15 protein-coding genes are annotated in these 16,058 nt (G+C 45.6%); 2 read left to right on the forward strand and 13 right to left on the reverse strand.

Translation table 11 applies throughout. From position 1 onward, the window contains the following. Positions 1-52: 52 nt before the first annotated feature. The 3 genes from polA to hemB all read right to left on the reverse strand — a co-directional run bounded on the left by polA (position 53) and on the right by hemB (position 4,625). Positions 53-2,845 (reverse strand): DNA polymerase I, encoded by a 2,793-nt coding sequence (gene polA / locus AACR75_RS11130; protein WP_047690352.1) that lies wholly within the window; start codon positions 2,843-2,845, stop codon positions 53-55. Then, entirely contained in the window at positions 2,829-2,996 is a 168-nt protein-coding gene (locus tag AACR75_RS11135; protein ID WP_156117117.1) for a hypothetical protein, read from the reverse strand. The genes polA and AACR75_RS11135 overlap by 17 nt, the downstream gene beginning before the upstream one ends. A gap of 582 nt (positions 2,997-3,578) precedes the next feature. Continuing rightward, positions 3,579-4,625 carry a porphobilinogen synthase gene (gene hemB / locus AACR75_RS11140; RefSeq protein ID WP_026028265.1) on the reverse strand — a complete coding sequence of 349 codons (1,047 nt, stop codon included), beginning with the start codon at positions 4,623-4,625 and terminating at the stop codon, positions 3,579-3,581. A 188-nt stretch (positions 4,626-4,813) separates the two neighbouring features. Here hemB and AACR75_RS11145 point away from each other — a divergent pair, with 188 nt between their 5' ends. After that, positions 4,814-5,575: a TatD family hydrolase gene (locus tag AACR75_RS11145; RefSeq protein ID WP_047690298.1), complete on the forward strand. Its 762-nt coding sequence runs from the start codon at positions 4,814-4,816 to the stop codon at positions 5,573-5,575. Positions 5,576-5,855: 280 nt separating this feature from the next. Here the strand turns inward: AACR75_RS11145 and tatC are convergent, their stop codons facing one another. The 7 genes from tatC to rmuC are packed head-to-tail and all read right to left on the reverse strand — an operon-like array spanning position 5,856 to position 11,990. Continuing rightward, positions 5,856-6,608 carry a twin-arginine translocase subunit TatC gene (gene tatC / locus AACR75_RS11150; protein ID WP_010319843.1) on the reverse strand — a complete coding sequence of 251 codons (753 nt, stop codon included), beginning with the start codon at positions 6,606-6,608 and terminating at the stop codon, positions 5,856-5,858. Between the two features lie 60 nt (positions 6,609-6,668). Beyond that, a complete protein-coding gene (gene tatB / locus AACR75_RS11155) occupies positions 6,669-7,076 on the reverse strand; it encodes a Sec-independent protein translocase protein TatB (RefSeq protein WP_017050163.1) in 408 nt (135 codons plus the stop codon). A 3-nt stretch (positions 7,077-7,079) separates the two neighbouring features. Then, on the reverse strand, positions 7,080-7,316 hold the full coding sequence (gene tatA / locus AACR75_RS11160) for a Sec-independent protein translocase subunit TatA (RefSeq protein WP_010319841.1): 237 nt from the start codon (positions 7,314-7,316) through the stop codon (positions 7,080-7,082). A gap of 51 nt (positions 7,317-7,367) precedes the next feature. Continuing rightward, positions 7,368-9,002 carry a ubiquinone biosynthesis regulatory protein kinase UbiB gene (ubiB, locus tag AACR75_RS11165; RefSeq protein WP_047690302.1) on the reverse strand — a complete coding sequence of 545 codons (1,635 nt, stop codon included), beginning with the start codon at positions 9,000-9,002 and terminating at the stop codon, positions 7,368-7,370. Further along, on the reverse strand, positions 8,999-9,604 hold the full coding sequence (locus AACR75_RS11170; RefSeq protein ID WP_047690304.1) for a ubiquinone biosynthesis accessory factor UbiJ: 606 nt from the start codon (positions 9,602-9,604) through the stop codon (positions 8,999-9,001). The genes ubiB and AACR75_RS11170 overlap by 4 nt, the downstream gene beginning before the upstream one ends. Before the next feature lie 9 nt (positions 9,605-9,613). After that, positions 9,614-10,396: a bifunctional demethylmenaquinone methyltransferase/2-methoxy-6-polyprenyl-1,4-benzoquinol methylase UbiE gene (gene ubiE, locus AACR75_RS11175; RefSeq protein WP_010319838.1), complete on the reverse strand. Its 783-nt coding sequence runs from the start codon at positions 10,394-10,396 to the stop codon at positions 9,614-9,616. Positions 10,397-10,445: 49 nt separating this feature from the next. Further along, the gene (gene rmuC / locus AACR75_RS11180) at positions 10,446-11,990 is read right to left on the reverse strand and encodes a DNA recombination protein RmuC (protein ID WP_047690307.1); all 1,545 of its coding nucleotides are present in this window, start codon (positions 11,988-11,990) and stop codon (positions 10,446-10,448) included. A gap of 140 nt (positions 11,991-12,130) precedes the next feature. Between rmuC and AACR75_RS11185 the strand changes: the two genes are divergently transcribed. Next, positions 12,131-13,024 (forward strand): DMT family transporter, encoded by an 894-nt coding sequence (locus AACR75_RS11185; RefSeq protein ID WP_017044512.1) that lies wholly within the window; start codon positions 12,131-12,133, stop codon positions 13,022-13,024. A gap of 47 nt (positions 13,025-13,071) precedes the next feature. On the opposite strand, the gene araC is transcribed toward AACR75_RS11185, so the two are convergent. Genes araC through araA form a run of 3 tightly spaced genes read right to left on the reverse strand, consistent with a single transcriptional unit; the run spans position 13,072 to position 16,056 of the window. Next, positions 13,072-13,911: an arabinose operon transcriptional regulator AraC gene (araC, locus tag AACR75_RS11190; RefSeq protein WP_029189931.1), complete on the reverse strand. Its 840-nt coding sequence runs from the start codon at positions 13,909-13,911 to the stop codon at positions 13,072-13,074. Between the two features lie 48 nt (positions 13,912-13,959). Beyond that, the gene (locus AACR75_RS11195; RefSeq protein ID WP_017044513.1) at positions 13,960-14,499 is read right to left on the reverse strand and encodes a hypothetical protein; all 540 of its coding nucleotides are present in this window, start codon (positions 14,497-14,499) and stop codon (positions 13,960-13,962) included. A 54-nt stretch (positions 14,500-14,553) separates the two neighbouring features. Continuing rightward, positions 14,554-16,056 carry an L-arabinose isomerase gene (gene araA / locus AACR75_RS11200; RefSeq protein ID WP_047690310.1) on the reverse strand — a complete coding sequence of 501 codons (1,503 nt, stop codon included), beginning with the start codon at positions 16,054-16,056 and terminating at the stop codon, positions 14,554-14,556. Positions 16,057-16,058: the final 2 nt, after the last annotated feature.

Below are 16,058 nucleotides of genomic sequence, written 5' to 3' on the forward strand. Positions count from 1 at the left end.
CGACATTTGTGCGTCGGCTCATATAAATTAGCTAATTCTGCTCAAAAAACAACTAATGCGCCTGATCCCAGTTGTCTCCATGACCAGTATCCGCGACCAATGGCACCGCTAGCGTTGCCGCTGATTCCATCAATTGTTGTACTTTAATTTCAATTTCGGCTAAAGCCGTCTCTTGCACCTCAAACACCAGTTCATCGTGCACTTGCATCAAGAGTTTAACGCGTCCCTGTCCATGCTCCTCAATCCAAGCATCGACTAATAGCATCGCTTTTTTGATGATATCCGCCGCCGTACCTTGCATTGGAGCATTGATCGCGGCACGTTCAGCGGCTTTGCGGCGCATCCCATTACGCGATTTAATTTCAGGCAGATGCAAACGGCGACCAAATAAAGTTTCAACATAGCCAAGTTCACTAGCCGTAGAGCGTGTATCTTCCATGTATTGCATCACGCCAGGATAACGCTCAAAGTATTTATCCATATATTCTTGGGCTTCATAACGAGGAATGCCGAGCTGCTTAGCTAAACCAAAGGCGCTCATCCCGTAAATCAAACCAAAGTTAACCGCTTTCGCACGGCGACGCTGCTCACTGCTGACTTGCTCAATACTCACTCCAAGAATTTCAGCCGCGGTCGCTGCATGGATATCTTTCCCTTGCTGGAAGGCTTCAAGCAGCGCTTTATCGCCGGACAAATGCGCCATAATCCGCAGCTCAATTTGCGAGTAATCGATGGCCAGAATTTTCCAGCCATGAGGAGCGATAAAGGCTTGACGGATCCGGCGTCCTTCTTCGTTACGGATCGGAATGTTTTGCAAATTTGGATCGGTTGAAGACAAACGACCAGTGGCGGTTACAGCTTGGTGATACGAGGTATGCACTCGCCCTGTGGTTGGGTTGATCATTTTAGGCAGTTTATCGGTATAGGTTGATTTCAACTTAGCTAAACCACGATGTTCAATGATCACTTTAGGCAGAGGATAACCGTCGAGTGCCAACTCTTGCAGTACTTCTTCATTGGTGGAAGGTGTACCTGTTGGTGTTTTCTTAATCACCGGTAGCCCCATCTGTTCAAACAAAATGGTTTGCAGCTGTTTTGGTGAGCTTAGGTTGAAAGGTTGACCTGCGATATCAAACGCTTGTTGTTCTAGTTGCTCTAAACGAGCAGCGATTTCATGCGATTGCGCGCCAAGCAACATATCATCGATCATCACGCCTGTACGTTCCATACGTGACAACACGGGAACAAGAGGCACTTCTATCTGTTGGTAGATGCGATTGAGCTTCTCATCTTGCTCAATATGACTCATCAAACGGTGATGAAGTCGCAAAGTCACATCAGCATCTTCCGCAGCGTACGGTGCCGCTTGCTCAAGTTCGATTTGGTTGAAGGTCAGCTGGTTTTTACCTTTGCCCGCCACCTGTTCAAATGAAATACAGCTGTGTTGCAAGAATCGTAGCGCCAAACTGTCCATATCATGTTTGCCACCGACGCTGTTGTACACATAAGATGCGAGCATCGTATCGTGCTTGATGCCTTTCATATTGATACCGTAACGCGCAACAATGCTGGCATCGTATTTTAGGTTCTGCCCCACTTTGGCTTGGCTTTCATCTTCTAAAATGGGTTTAAGTTGGGCGAGTACCCAATCACGGTCCAGTTGCTTTGGTGCGTCAAGATAGTCATGCGCAACAGGAACATACGCTGCAACGCCCTCTTCGATTGCAAAAGAGAGGCCAACTAAATTCGCTACCATATAATCGAGGCTGTCGGTTTCCGTATCAAACGCAAACACTTCTGCCGCTTTCAGTTTTTCTAACCAAGCATTAAACGTCTCTTCATCTAAAATGGTTTGATATTGGCTGCGATCAATCGTGGCGGCGGTTGTATCCATCTCCCTTGCTTGTGAAGAAGAAGTGTTTACCGCACCCACTTTTTCATCAGCGTCAATCACCCCATTACCACCATCCAGCAATTCTGTTAACCAAGATTTAAACGTGAGCTGACCATAAAGTTTAATCAACTCATCAATATTGGGCTGGGTTTTGCGCAAGGTTTCTGGTTTCTCTTCCAAAGCGACATCCAGCTTGATGGTGGCTAATTGGTAAGAGAGAAAAGCGTTTTCACGGTTATCCGCCAGTTTTTGCGCCATGGTTTTAGAGCCGCGAAAACCCAATTGCGCAATTTTATCGAGGTTATCGTAAATTTGCTCTAGGCTGCCAATGCCTTGTAGTAACGCAATCGCTGTTTTCTCACCGACACCCGGTACACCAGGAATGTTATCGACTTTATCGCCCATCAAGGCCAGATAATCGATGATAAGCTCAGGAGGGATACCGAATTTTTCAATCACCCCTTCACGGTCAAGTACCACATTCGTCATGGTATTGATCAAGGTGACATTCTCGTCCACTAACTGTGCCATGTCTTTATCACCAGTGCTGATCAGCACTGGCATGCCGGCTTGTGATGCTTGAGAGGCTAGCGTACCAATCACGTCATCGGCTTCGACACCTTCAATCGATATCAGCGGTAGCCCCATCGCACGGATGACATTGTGCAACGGCTCAATCTGACAACGTAGATCATCAGGCATTGGTGGACGGTTAGCTTTGTATTGTGGGTACATATCATCGCGGAAGGTTTTTCCTTTCGCGTCAAAAATAACCACCATATGCTCAGCGGAAAACTGGCGCATCATGCTACGGAGCATATTGACCACGCCATAGACAGCATTAGTTGGAATTTCGCCATTACTCATGGTGCCTGGGTAGGCATGAAATGCACGGTAAAGGTAAGAAGAGCCATCAATCAGAATGAACGGGTTGTCAGGTATGCGAGCCATAGTCTTTTGCAATCCAAAGCGAGTACGAAATGTAATGACTAAGGATGCCATGACTGTCTTGAGGATTCCACGCCAATGCACCTTGAGCAACGAAACATTTTGCTGATTTGTCCACCACCGCAAATGACATTCTGTGGATAACTCTGTTCATAGTTTTTATCCACTGGTTATTAAACAGTGATTAACGAGGAAAACAATGGCATTAACTTATTGTTTATAAATGAATAAAACAAAGATCGAACATTCCCATCATGATCTTTTTACGATCATTGATTGTGGAAAAGACTATCGATGGCCTTTTATTCACAACAAAAGCATCCTCTTGAAAATGAGGATAAAAAAAGCGACACCCGAGGATGTCGCCTAGCAAAAACAGGTAAAACTAAGTGAAGTGATTCATTCAGCCTTACGATAAAGCTATAAATTACACTGGAAGCAATGTGAGCAATGTCGTGTCAAAAAGAACTTGCGCAAGTTCGTCGCCAATTTGTCTTGTTACTTTTAACACCTAGCAATTCGTTAATCGTAAACTCGACGTCCTTGTGAACTTCGCCATTCCCTAAGACATGGTTAATAATAATGATTCTCATTTAATTATCAACCCCTAAATGAGAAAAAATCTCATTTATTTTCTAATCATGCTAAAAACACCTACCCATCTATTTCATGAAATCTTTTTTTAATTGATTTTCAAATAGATAAAAAAATTCGCTCCCCTGTCTAAATTCACGACTTAGTTATCTTGATGTAAATATTGTGCCGTTTTGGCGTTATCTTCTGCCAGCCACTGCGCAACGTCTTTAGCAAAATAGGTTAAAATGCCGTCTGCCCCAGCGCGTTTAAAGCACAATAATGACTCCATTACGGTTTCACGTTCTTTAAGCCAACCATTTAAAATGGCCGCTTTATGCATCGCATATTCGCCAGACACTTGATACGCAAACGTAGGAACTTGTAATTCAGATTTCACGCGGCGCACCACATCAAGGTATGGCATGCCGGGCTTCACCATCACCATGTCAGCCCCTTCATTGATATCCATCGCCACTTCGTGAATGGCTTCATCGCTGTTGGCCGGATCCATCTGATAGTTTTTCTTGTCTCCCCCTTTCAGGTTCGAAGAGGAACCAACCGCATCGCGGAATGGGCCGTAATAACATGATGCGTATTTCGCAGAGTAAGCCATGATCTGTGTGTGAATAAAACCTGCCTCTTCAAGCGCTTCGCGGATCTTACCAATTCGTCCATCCATCATATCGGAAGGGGCAACCACATCGGCACCGGCTGCAGCGTGAGACAGCGCTTGTTTGATCAACACCTCGGTGGTCTCATCATTCATCACATAGCCACTTTCATCGATGATGCCATCTTGGCCATGGGTCGTGAAAGGATCCAGCGCGACGTCGGTAATGACACCCATTTGTGGTATATGCTCTTTTAATAATTTCACCGCACGTTGCACTAAGCCGTCAGGATTATGTGCTTCAGCAGCACACAAGCTTTTAGCATCTTGATTAACCACTGGAAAAAGTGCGATGGCTGGCACGCCGAGATTAGCCAAATACAGCGCTTCTTCGAGCATTAAGTCGATAGAGAGACGCTCAATACCGGGCATAGACTCCACTGGCTCGCGGCGATCTTTACCCATCAAAATAAACATGGGATAAATTAAATCATTAACCGATAACTGATTCTCAGCCATCAAACGGCGGCTAAAATCATGCTTGCGTAAGCGACGCATGCGACGCCCTGGGAACTGACCTTGAATGGATACTGACACTCTCTTCTCCTTGTTTATACGCGGTGTGAGAAAGCATTCTTTCTTCACTACCGCTATCGCTCAAGTGTGGCGAAATCATATCACTCTCGCTTTTTGACGCTAGCGCCAATCGACAAAAATCAGAAAAATGACCTCAGGCTCACACTTCCGTATACTGCTCTCCCATTCTCTGTTTATCGAGACACACCATGATTGACACTCACGCTCACATTTATGCCGCTGAATTTGATCACGATCGAGATGAGGTCGTGCAACGCGCTAAGGCGCAAGGCATTGAGGCTATTTTGTTGCCCAATATCGATCTTGCCTCCATTGAGCCTATGCTTAAAACAGAAGCAGCTTACCCTGAACTTTGCCGATCGATGATGGGGCTGCACCCATGCTATGTGGATGGAAATGTGAAGCAAACGCTAGCGGTTATCGAATCTTGGCTAGATAAACACCCCTTTATCGCCATTGGTGAAATTGGCATTGATCTATATTGGGACAAAACCTTTCAGGCCGAACAAGAGATGGCTTTCGTCACTCAACTTAATTGGGCCAAAGAGCGCGATTTGCCTGTTGTCATCCACACCCGTGATTCCATCACTCAAACTCTACAACTGCTGGAAAAAGAGCAAGATGGCTCACTTAGCGGTGTATTCCACTGTTTTGGCGGCACGCTTGAAGAAGCTAAAGCCATTAATGAGCTAGGGTTTCATCTTGGGATTGGTGGTGTATCAACGTTTAAAAATGGCGGTATGGATAAAGTATTACCGCATCTCGATATGAACTTTGTTCTGCTAGAAACAGATTGTCCCTATTTAGCCCCTGTCCCTCACAGAGGTAAGCGCAACGAACCAGCTTACACAACGCTAGTTGCCAAACGCATCGCAGAACTCACCGAACTCTCGTTGGTTGAAGTGAATAACATTACAAACACTAATGCTAACTCACTGTTTAAATTATAATTTATAGAACTATAGATAGAGTGACATACACATCAGCGTGATCTATATCACAAAAATAATTATGCAAACACTATAGTATGCGGCAAAATTTTAATACATAAACGTGGCTAATATGTGTGAACATGGTAATCACTTACAACGTCAACATCGAACCTTCTGGCAAAAACTTCTGGGCATCAAGGAAGTCTATCGATGCTCTCAGTGCGGTTATCTTTTGAAGATTAAATAGTCCACTATCATAGGTACAAAAAAAGCGGCTATTCGCCGCTTTTTTCATGTATTAATGACTTTCATCTTCCGGCTCTTCCTCATCTTTGCGCACATAAAAACGAGCAAAGAAAAGTCCAACCTCAAACAATAAACACATCGGAATGGCGAGCAAGGTTTGCGACACCATATCAGGCGGCGTCAGTAACATACCCACAACAAATGCCCCAACCACGATATAAGGCCTTTTCTCACTCAAGGTTTTCGGCGTCGTCGCCCCCGTCCAACACAGTAAAATGATGGCGACGGGAACCTCAAAGGCGATACCAAAAGCGAAAAAGAGCGCAAGCACAAAATCGAGATAACTGGCAATGTCCGTTGCAAACTCAACACCGCCTAAAGAGATGGCCGTAAAAAAGCCAAACACCAGCGGAAATACCACAAAGTACGCAAACGCCACACCGCAATAGAACAACAATGAGCTTGAAAACATCAATGGCATGACTAAACGGCGTTCATGCTTATACAAACCTGGAGCGACAAAGGCCCAGATTTGATAAAGGATAAAAGGCACCGCGAGAAAAGCGGACGCGATCAAAGTAAGTTTGAGTGGCGTGAAAAAGGGCGAGGCAACATCGGTCGCAATCATCGTCGCCCCTTCAGGCAAACGCTCAACCAATGGTTTGGAGACAAAATCGTAGATGTCGCTAGAGAAATAGACTAAGCCGATAAAAATCACGATCACCGCAGCTATTGAACGCAATAAACGATCGCGTAGTTCTAGCAAGTGACTGATTAAAGGCTGTGTCTGCTCAACGGAAGACATATCGAACCTCGTATAAATAGAGCTTAAGAGGAGGAATTACAGTGGTAACAATAACTCCTCCTACAGAGATGAGTCGGCTTTCTTATCGGCCGTTTCAGGCGACGAAATCGTTGTAGCGGGAATCACTTCAACGCTTTGTCCATCGTGCTCTGTTTTTGTTTCAGAGGGCGATGAGTTCGCATAAGGGCGTTGTACATCTTGCGCAGCCTGCTTGAGCTGATCCACAGAAGATTTCAGCTCTGGAGATAAATTTTCCATTCCCATTTGCTCTGCTTTACGCAAGTTTTCTTGCAGCTCTTGAATTTTGAGCTCATGTGCTAATTCATCTTTGACACTGTTCGCCATGTTCTTTGCTGTGCTAACAAATTTTGCCACACTGCGAATAGCATGAGGTAAACGCTCAGGGCCAAGAACGACCAACGCGACAACCGATATTAATACCAGCTCCCAAAAACCGATATCAAACACGTGTTAGGCCTGCTCTTTATCTTTTTTAGTCTCAGCAGTCGCTTCTGTCTTCTGCTGCTCTATATTTTTAGGTTCAAAATCTGCGTCTTTCTTGGCAGGCTCTTCATCACTCATCGCCTTTTTGAACCCCTTAACCGCACCACCGAGATCGCTACCGATACCACGCAGTTTCTTGGTTCCAAATAGTAATACAACAATCACGGCAATAATTAGAAGTTGCCAAATACTGATACCACCCATTCTCTACACCTCAGGAATTTCTCAACAAATTGATTTCAAATAAAAGACCGCTTAACGACGGTAAGCACTCCAACTGAGTAGCCAAAATACAACACCTACAATCGCACTGGTTATTGCAAACGGCTGATAAGCACTGGTCACTAATATTGCCGAGCATACGACCAAAGTAGCGCCAATACCAAATAAAAACTTTCCTGTTGCCTGTTGACGCTTACTGGCTCGATAACCTTGGTACAGCTGATCCAACCTTTGGTTCATTGCTTTACCTTGTTTGAGGCTATCGTAAAGCAGCTCTGGCAATTCAGGTAATTTTTCAGCCCAAAGCGGAGCTCGCTCTTTCACTGCGCGGATAAACGCTTGCGGCCCAACTTGGTTCATCATCCATTTTTCTAAAAATGGTTTAGCGGTTTGCCACAAATCCAATTGAGGATAAAGCTGACGCCCTAACCCTTCGACATACAATAACGTTTTTTGCAGCAAGACCAATTGCGGCTGCACTTCCATATTGAAGCGACGAGCCGTGTTAAACAAGTTTAGCAACACGTGACCAAATGAGATTTCGCACAATGGCTTGGCAAAAATTGGCTCACAGACCACGCGAATAGCAAACTCAAATTCATCGATGTTGGTTTCACGTGGAACCCAACCAGAATCAACGTGCAATTGTGCCACTCGGCGGTAATCTCGGTTGAAAAAAGCTAAGAAGTTTTCGGCTAAATAACGTTTATCTTCACTGTTTAAGGTACCGACAATACCACAATCTAAGCCAATCCATTGTGGATTGTCAGGATGCGCGGGATTAACAAAGACATTACCCGGGTGCATATCGGCATGGAAAAAACTGTCGCGGAACACTTGGGTAAAGAATACGCTCACCCCGCGTTCAGCAAGCAACTTCATATTAGTGCCGTTGGCCGCTAAACCTTCAATATCAGAAACTTGAATGCCGTATATTCGCTCAGAAACCATGACAGTTTCATTACTAAAGTCAGGAATTATCTCTGGAATGTATAACTCTTCACTATTTTCAAAGTTACGACGCAGTTGAATGGCGTTGGCTGCTTCTCGGCGTAGGTCGAGTTCAGCAAGCAGAGTTTTTTCGTATTCACGTACCACTTCAACGGGCTTCAGTCGCCTTGCTTCAGGTAATGCTTTGGCAACAATTTTCGCCATGCGATACATGAGTTTGATATCGGCATCAATCACTGGCCGAATATCTGGCCGAATCACCTTGAGTACGATTTCCCGGCCAGATGATTTGAGTTTGGCGGTATGGACTTGAGCAATCGATGCAGAAGCAAGTGGTTCAATATCAAATTCATCAAACCAAGTTTCTAAAGCGCCGCCCAACGCTTTTTCCATCTGAGTTTTAGCAAGTACACCATCAAACGGAGCGACTTTATCTTGCAGTAACGCAAGTTGGTCTGCGATGTGCGGTGGAAACAGGTCACGCCGCGTTGACATCATCTGACCAAACTTAATCCATACTGGGCCAAGCTCTTGCAAGGCTAAGCGCAAGCGCTCACCTAATGGTTTGTCCGCATGCTGATTTTTAATCCAGAACAATCCTTTACGCGCTAATATTGGCGCTTTAGTGAGTTGATGTTCTGGCAACAGTTCATCTAGACCATATTCCAATTGTACCTTGATAATTCGGTACAACCGCTTGAGTTCAGTTGGCGTCATGCTTGCTCCAACAAGTGTTGAATTTTGGCTTCGATACGCGCCGCTTGGCTATTGAGATCATCCACTTGGTCACAAAAATAGGCCACCTCGAGCGAGCTGGGTAATAAACGCCACTCTTCCGTTAACACTTGGCTGAGATGGTTTTGATGCTTGCTTCGTTGTGATTGCAGCGCTTGGCCTATGTCTTTCACACCCTGCACTAAAGCGTGAGCCAGCACATCGCCCGTCAGGCGTGACAACCACTCTTCAACATCCGGCTTGCAATCGGTGATCAACTGGGCAAATTTTTGCGCCAGTTGAATATCGCCCTCCAGCACCAACTTATCTTGTTTGATCAGTTGGGTGATGTTCGCTTGCTCGCGTAGCTCGGGCAAAATGGAAACATTGAGCGACAGGTAGCAATTCGACTCGCCTTCGTAAGCCGCTAACACATCAATTTGCTGGCTAAAAATGAAGGTCAGCGTTTTATTGAACTCTTTGAGATGCACTTGGATGACTTGCCCTTTCAGGCGTGATAATCGGCGCACCAACTCAGGATCGTCTTGAATTAAGGTGTTGAGTGTGGTCTCAATCGCGGCGGTAACTAAAGGCTCAAACGGCATGCCCAATCCTTAGAATTTGTAACCACGGTGCAGCGCAACAATACCGCCCGTTAAGTTGTAGTAACTCGTTTGTTCAAAACCAACCTGATCCATCATCCCTTTTAAGGTTTCTTGATCGGGATGCATGCGGATAGATTCCGCAAGATAGCGGTAGCTGTCGGCATCATTGGCAATGATTTGGCCCATTTTCGGCAATAGATGGAACGAATACGCATCGTATACTTTGGATAATGGCTCAAGCACTGGCTTGGAGAACTCAAGTACCAACAAACGACCACCCGGTTTTAAAACGCGGAACATCGAGCTCAGCGCTTTATCTTTGTCCGTCACATTACGCAGGCAAAAACTGATGGTGATGCAGTCGAAATAGTTATCAGGAAAAGGCAGTTCTTCGGCATTCGCTTGCACGTAATGTACGTTGCCCACTACACCCTTATCACGCAATTTATCACGTCCGACATTGAGCATCGAGTTGTTGATATCAGCCAGAATAACATGACCTTTTTCGCCCACAATGCGTGAAAATTTGGCGGTTAGATCGCCCGTACCACCACCAAGATCCAAAATACGTTGGCCCGGGCGAGCGCCACTGCAATCAATGGTAAAACGCTTCCATAAGCGATGAATGCCACCAGACATCAGGTCATTCATCATGTCGTATTTGGCCGCAACCGAGTGAAAAACTTGCGCGACTTTGGCGACTTTTTCTTCTTTCGCTACGGTTTCAAAACCAAAGTGAGTGGTATTTTGTGTCTCTAATGCTGTTTTTGATTGCACGCTGGTATCCGTCATGAAGGTTCCTCTTGGGCAGCACTGTTTTGTTAAAGGCGACTGCGAGCGATCAGTTTACTTTATCCTCAGCGTGATGTCTTTCTACTAAAGGTGCATTTTCCACCGCACTGTCTGCCCATGCCTCATTTTGTGCTTGTTCGACCCATTCACTGTTTATGGAACGTTTTATCTCGACGCCAAGCTGTTTAAAACTTTCGGCTTGACGCAGTGCGTTGCCGCGCCCTGTCGCGAGCTTATTCATCGCCCCTTGATAGTTTTGGTTTGCACGGTCTAACGCGCTGCCAAGCCCTTCCATGTCCTCCATAAACAAGCGTAATTTATCGTACAATTTGCTGGCCCGCTCAGCGATCAACTTCGCGTTCTGGTTTTGTCGATCATTGCGCCATAAATTATCGATCGTACGCAGCGCAACCAACAAGGTGGTTGGGCTAACCAGCAAAATATTTTGCTCCATCGCCTCTTTTACCAAGCTGGGATCAGCTTGAATCGCCACTTGGAATGCAGGTTCGACGGGAATAAACATCAGCACGTAATCCAAACTTTGTAGCCCTTTGAGCTGATGATAATCTTTCTGGCCGAGTCCTTTTATATGGGCGCGCAGTGCAAGTAAATGCTCACTTAATGCGCGAGCACGTTCACTTTCAGTTTGAGCATGGAAATAACGCTCATAAGCCACCAGCGCCATTTTCGAGTCAATCACCACCTGTTTGTCGTGTGGCAAATTGACGATCACATCCGGTTGATAGCGCTTACCAGCCTCGTTTTGCAAACTGACTTGAGTGTGATATTCGTGCCCTTCACGCAGGCCCGATTCGGTCAGCACCCGCGCGAGAACCACTTCGCCCCAATTGCCTTGCTGTTTATTGTCGCCTTTCAGTGCTTGGGTCAAATTGAGTGCCTCTTGCGCCATCTGTTCATTGAGGCGTTGTAAGTTTTTCAATTCATGAACCAACGTATGGCGCTCTTTCGCTTCATGATTGAAGCTGTCATTGACCTGCTTTTTAAACCCTTCGAGCTGCTCTTTCAGTGGAGAAAGTAGCCCTTCCAAACTTTGACGGTTCTGCTGATCCACTTTCGCAGTTTTGACTTCAAATAACTGATTGGCTAGCTGCTCAAACTGCTGCTTTAGGCGTTCCTCAGCGTGTTCAAGTAACTGTAGTTTTTCTTGGCTCGATTGAATTTGCTGTTCATGCCGCGCTTCTTGCTCACGCAGTTGAGCCTCTAGTTGCGATTTCTGCTCACGCAGAGCGTGCGCATCTTCCATGCTCTGTTGCCGCTCTTGCTTAACCACTTCGAAATAGCGTAACTTTTCCATCGCGGCCATGAATTTCCCGTGCGATTGCTTAAGCTCAAATGCGGCTTTATCTCGTTCTTCATCCAGCTCATCCAACTCTTGTCGCGCCTGCTGCAAAGCTTGTTTGAGTTCGATTATCTGCTGCTGATGATGGGCTTGATGAGTCTCTAACTGCTGTTGTAATAGCTCACTTTTCAAATTGAGCTTCTGCTTAACCCACCAGCCAGCGACTGAGCCACTCAGTACGGCGCTGCCTAACGTTGAAAGCACTAACGCTTGATTTTCGATAATCCATTGCATGATAACGGGTTAACTCATTTTATCAGTCATGGACAAATGGTATTTCGATACTGGATAAATGTCCAGTTTGTACAAGTTAACAGCAAACTATAGACTTGCGCCGCTGAACACTATTTCAACAATTATTCTAACGAGGATTCATGGACGAACGACGCGCACTCGGCTTTGGCTTATCTGCCGTATTATTGTGGTCAACGGTTGCCACGGCTTTCAAACTTACGCTGGCTGAATTTACGCCGATCCAGATGCTGACGGTTGCGAGTGCTGTCTCTGGGTGCGTACTGCTGGGCATTTGCGCGCTGCAAGGCAAGCTCAACCAAGTGGTGAGTACCTTTCTCGCTAACCCTTGGTATTACTTATTGTTGGGCTTAATTAACCCTCTCGCATACTACCTCATTCTGTTTAAGGCCTACTCACTGCTGCCCGCCTCTCAAGCGCAAGCGATCAACTACAGTTGGGCCATCACCCTGACACTGATGGCCGCTGTATTTTTAGGACAAACCATCCGTAAACAAGATTGGATAGCGTGTGCACTGAGCTATTTTGGTGTAGTGGTTATCGCGACTAAGGGTGATATTTTAGCCATGCAGTTTGATAGCCCGCTGGGTGTTGGGCTGGCACTACTATCAACGCTTCTTTGGGCTGGCTACTGGATTCTTAATACCAAAAACACCGCCGACCCCGTGATTGGCGTTTTACTGGGGTTTTTGATCGCCATCCCTTTTGCGATTGGTTTAAGTTGTTATGAAGGTGCAAGCTGGCATCAGATTACGATTAAAGGATGGAGCGCGGTAACTTATGTCGGCTTGTTTGAAATGGGGATCACCTTCGTGCTGTGGTTGAGTGCATTAAAACTCACGGCCAACACCGCAAGGATCAGCAATCTCATTTTTGCTTCACCTTTCATCTCACTGCTGTTGCTGGCTACTATTATTGGCGAAACTATTCACCCCACCACTCTGATTGGTTTAGTGCTGATCATCACAGGGCTTGTCGTGCAGCAGTTTAAAACGCCTAAAACGATCACTCAATGACAGCGACCCAAATTGACGAAAAGCCCAAACGGACAGATTGCATAGGTTTACAAAGTAATTTGATCGCGGTAAATCTTAGGGCTCACACCGGCCTTACGTTTAAAAACACGAGAAAAATAGAGTGGGTCTGAATAGCCCACAATTCGACCAATGTGATTGACCGAGTAGTTAGACGTGACCAGTAATTGTTTGGCTCGGCTGATCCTTTGGTCGTCGCGCCATTGGGTTATGGTCATCTCCATTTCAGAACGAAATAGATGGCCTAAACGCGATGGTGATAAACAGATATGGGCCGAAACATCCTCGATAGTGAAGTCTTGATTGAGGTTTTGCGTCATATAATTCATCGCTTCCACCACCCTAGGGTCAAGCGGTTTGCTGACAACGTCCGGTTGCAGTGTCTTACATCTAATCAATAATTGTTCGAGCAAGTTAATCGACAAATCATTTCGATAAGGGACATCTTGTTTTGAAGTGTATTCAATATCGATAAACAGGTTTTCAATATATCGAATGGTATTCTCATCCAACCCTTGCGTTAAGTAGACGCCATTTTTTTGCTGTTGCCATGTTAGCCAGTCATGCCAAAAGGCTCGTGGCCGAAAATAAACCCAACGGTGAAACCAAGAAGCACAATCTTTTTTTCGATGATAATAGTGAGCCGCTGTTGGAGGGAAAAGAAGTAAGTCTCCAGGTTTCACGTGAAACTCATCTTCGCCATAAAAAATGGTTCCCTCGCCTTTGCTCGTAAAATTGACAATAAAACCTTTCATGCCATTAGGTCGATCAATCGTAAAATCCAGTTCATCTCCCTCAATAATTGGCGTTAGTCCAGCCACTAAATGAGCATTAAAGTTATATCCAGGTTTTAGAGGGTTATTCTGCATGGGGGCAATATTCACTGTAATTTACGTGTAGTGTAAGCAACCTCTTCGTTAAGTACGATTTTTCAGTTCACACTTTTCATCTAAGACTATCCATTGGGTCGCAGAAAAAGCCTCACAGAAGCCATGTCCTACGGGTTCGATTAAGTATTCACTGGGTTGGTCATTACGTTTTCTTTGCCAACCTTTAATCGAAGAGATGATGTCTTCAGGTTGCGTGGCCAGTTGGTGGCTAACGTCTGTTTGAGTAATGTGATGTCGAATATCAAGCCGAGTTGGGATGCTGTTTCGCGCAAGATAATCAATCACCAATGCACCTTGAAAAAAGGTGTAAGTCATACTCAATGAGAGTGTTTCGTTAAGCTGAATGTTGCACCACTGCTCTAAATGGTTTTGCTTAGATCTGAAATGCCAAACCACAGAGCGCATATCAATGATAAGCCCATTGTTGATCAGCTCAAGCTGCCCAACGAATACAGGTTTATCCTCACAACACAGCTGAAATTGATCGGGTGTATCGGCTTTTAATTCCAAATACCACTCTTTATAACGCAGTAATGGTAAGCCAGTGGATAAAGGAAGAGCATTCATGTTCACACCATAGCTTAATGAACACTCCCTCAGATGAGGGAGTGTTCCGCGGGTTTAAATACCTGAAGATAAACGGTAATAAACGCTGTTTGTTTTGAGTGCGGACTTGAATGGATACAAGGAGGTTTGGTTATCGATTAATACCATTTCGATCCCCGCCATTTCGGCATAATCCGCTAACATCTCAACGCTCACCGCTTGGCTGTATACGGTATGATGCGCGCCACCCGCATGGATCCATGCTGCGGCTGCCGTCTCAAGGTTGGGTTGCGGCGTCCATAACGCATGCGCCACGGGTAATTTAGGTAGCGATTGTGGTGGAGCTTGAGTATCGACCGTATTGACTATCATGCGAAAGCGATTTCCAAGATCAATCAAGGATACGTTTACCGCAGGCCCCGCTTTTCCGCTGAACATCATACGAGCAATGTCGCATTTGCAGCCAATAGTGTGACGATGAATTTCAATCTTTGGCTTGTCTTGAGCAATGGAAGGGCAAACTTCCAGCATATGAGCGCCGAGCACTTGGCTTTGCTGACCAAAGTTGTAGGTGTAGTCTTCCATGAACGATGTTCCGCCCACTCGGCCTTGCCCCATCACTTTCATAATGCGAGTCATCGCTGCGGTCTTCCAATCCCCCTCACCGCCGTACCCGAAGCCTTTTTCCATCAAGCGTTGTGTGGCCAAGCCTGGCAAGTTCGAAATACCCGATAAATTTTCAAAGGTGTTGGTGAACGCCTTCGCGCCCACGGAATCCAAGAAACGCAGCATGCCCAATTCCAACTTCGCTTCTTGAGTTAGAATATTGATACTTGTGCTGTCTTTAAAAAGCTCAGGGCTCATGGTGTAGCAAGAAGCGTATTCATCCATTAAAGCCTTAGCGTCACTGTCTGAAACTTGATTGACGCTCTCGCTCAGCTCACCCAAGCCATAGCCATGAACTTCATAACCAAATTGAATTTGCGCAGAGACTTTGTTTCCTTCCGTCACCGCGACTTGACGCATGTTGTCGCCAAAACGCGCTACTTTAAGCGACTTCCCTTCATGAATAGCAATCGCTGCACGGCACCAATCATCCACCTGTTGGTGAACAATCGGGCTCTCCCAATGCCCCACGACTACTTTTCGATCAATCCCCAGTCGCGTGCCAATAAAACCAAACTCACGACAACCATGGGCACTTTGATTTAGGTTCATAAAACCCATATCAATTTCATCCCAAGGTAAGGCCGCATTGAATTGAGTATGAAGATGCAAGAACGGCTTGTTGAGCTGACTTAACCCTGAAATCCACATTTTTGCAGGCGAAAAAGTATGCATCCAAAGCACGAGACCAATACATGAATCATCATTATTGGCTTGGCGACAAACCTCTAATATCTCATCTGGCGTCTTCACTGTACCTTTGTTCACCAAAGGAACTGAAATGGCTGGAGAGTGATTTAAACCATGGATAATTTCTTGGCTATTTTGCGCGACATTTTGTAATACTTGAGGTCCGTAAAGGTGCTGCGACCCAGTGACAAACCACACTTGTTGATTGGTAAACGTGTTCATTG

This window comes from Vibrio sp. ZOR0018, from assembly GCF_963865925.1.
In the GTDB taxonomy this organism is placed as follows: Bacteria; Pseudomonadota; Gammaproteobacteria; order Enterobacterales; family Vibrionaceae; genus Vibrio; species Vibrio anguillarum.

What these genes read in the sequence shown, in the direction of transcription:
- AACR75_RS11145 (WP_047690298.1), top strand. Translation starts at nt 4,814, where the DNA reads ATGATTGACACTCACGCTCACATTTATGCCGCTGAATTTGATCACGAT.
- araA (WP_047690310.1), bottom strand. Translation starts at nt 16,056, where the DNA reads ATGAACACGTTTACCAATCAACAAGTGTGGTTTGTCACTGGGTCGCAG.
- tatC (WP_010319843.1), bottom strand. Translation starts at nt 6,608, where the DNA reads ATGTCTTCCGTTGAGCAGACACAGCCTTTAATCAGTCACTTGCTAGAA.
- AACR75_RS11135 (WP_156117117.1), bottom strand. Translation starts at nt 2,996, where the DNA reads ATGAACAGAGTTATCCACAGAATGTCATTTGCGGTGGTGGACAAATCA.
- polA (WP_047690352.1), bottom strand. Translation starts at nt 2,845, where the DNA reads ATGGCTCGCATACCTGACAACCCGTTCATTCTGATTGATGGCTCTTCT.
- tatA (WP_010319841.1), bottom strand. Translation starts at nt 7,316, where the DNA reads ATGGGTGGTATCAGTATTTGGCAACTTCTAATTATTGCCGTGATTGTT.
- rmuC (WP_047690307.1), bottom strand. Translation starts at nt 11,990, where the DNA reads ATGCAATGGATTATCGAAAATCAAGCGTTAGTGCTTTCAACGTTAGGC.
- araC (WP_029189931.1), bottom strand. Translation starts at nt 13,911, where the DNA reads ATGCAGAATAACCCTCTAAAACCTGGATATAACTTTAATGCTCATTTA.
- AACR75_RS11195 (WP_017044513.1), bottom strand. Translation starts at nt 14,499, where the DNA reads ATGAATGCTCTTCCTTTATCCACTGGCTTACCATTACTGCGTTATAAA.
- AACR75_RS11170 (WP_047690304.1), bottom strand. Translation starts at nt 9,604, where the DNA reads ATGCCGTTTGAGCCTTTAGTTACCGCCGCGATTGAGACCACACTCAAC.
- AACR75_RS11185 (WP_017044512.1), top strand. Translation starts at nt 12,131, where the DNA reads ATGGACGAACGACGCGCACTCGGCTTTGGCTTATCTGCCGTATTATTG.
- ubiB (WP_047690302.1), bottom strand. Translation starts at nt 9,002, where the DNA reads ATGACGCCAACTGAACTCAAGCGGTTGTACCGAATTATCAAGGTACAA.
- ubiE (WP_010319838.1), bottom strand. Translation starts at nt 10,396, where the DNA reads ATGACGGATACCAGCGTGCAATCAAAAACAGCATTAGAGACACAAAAT.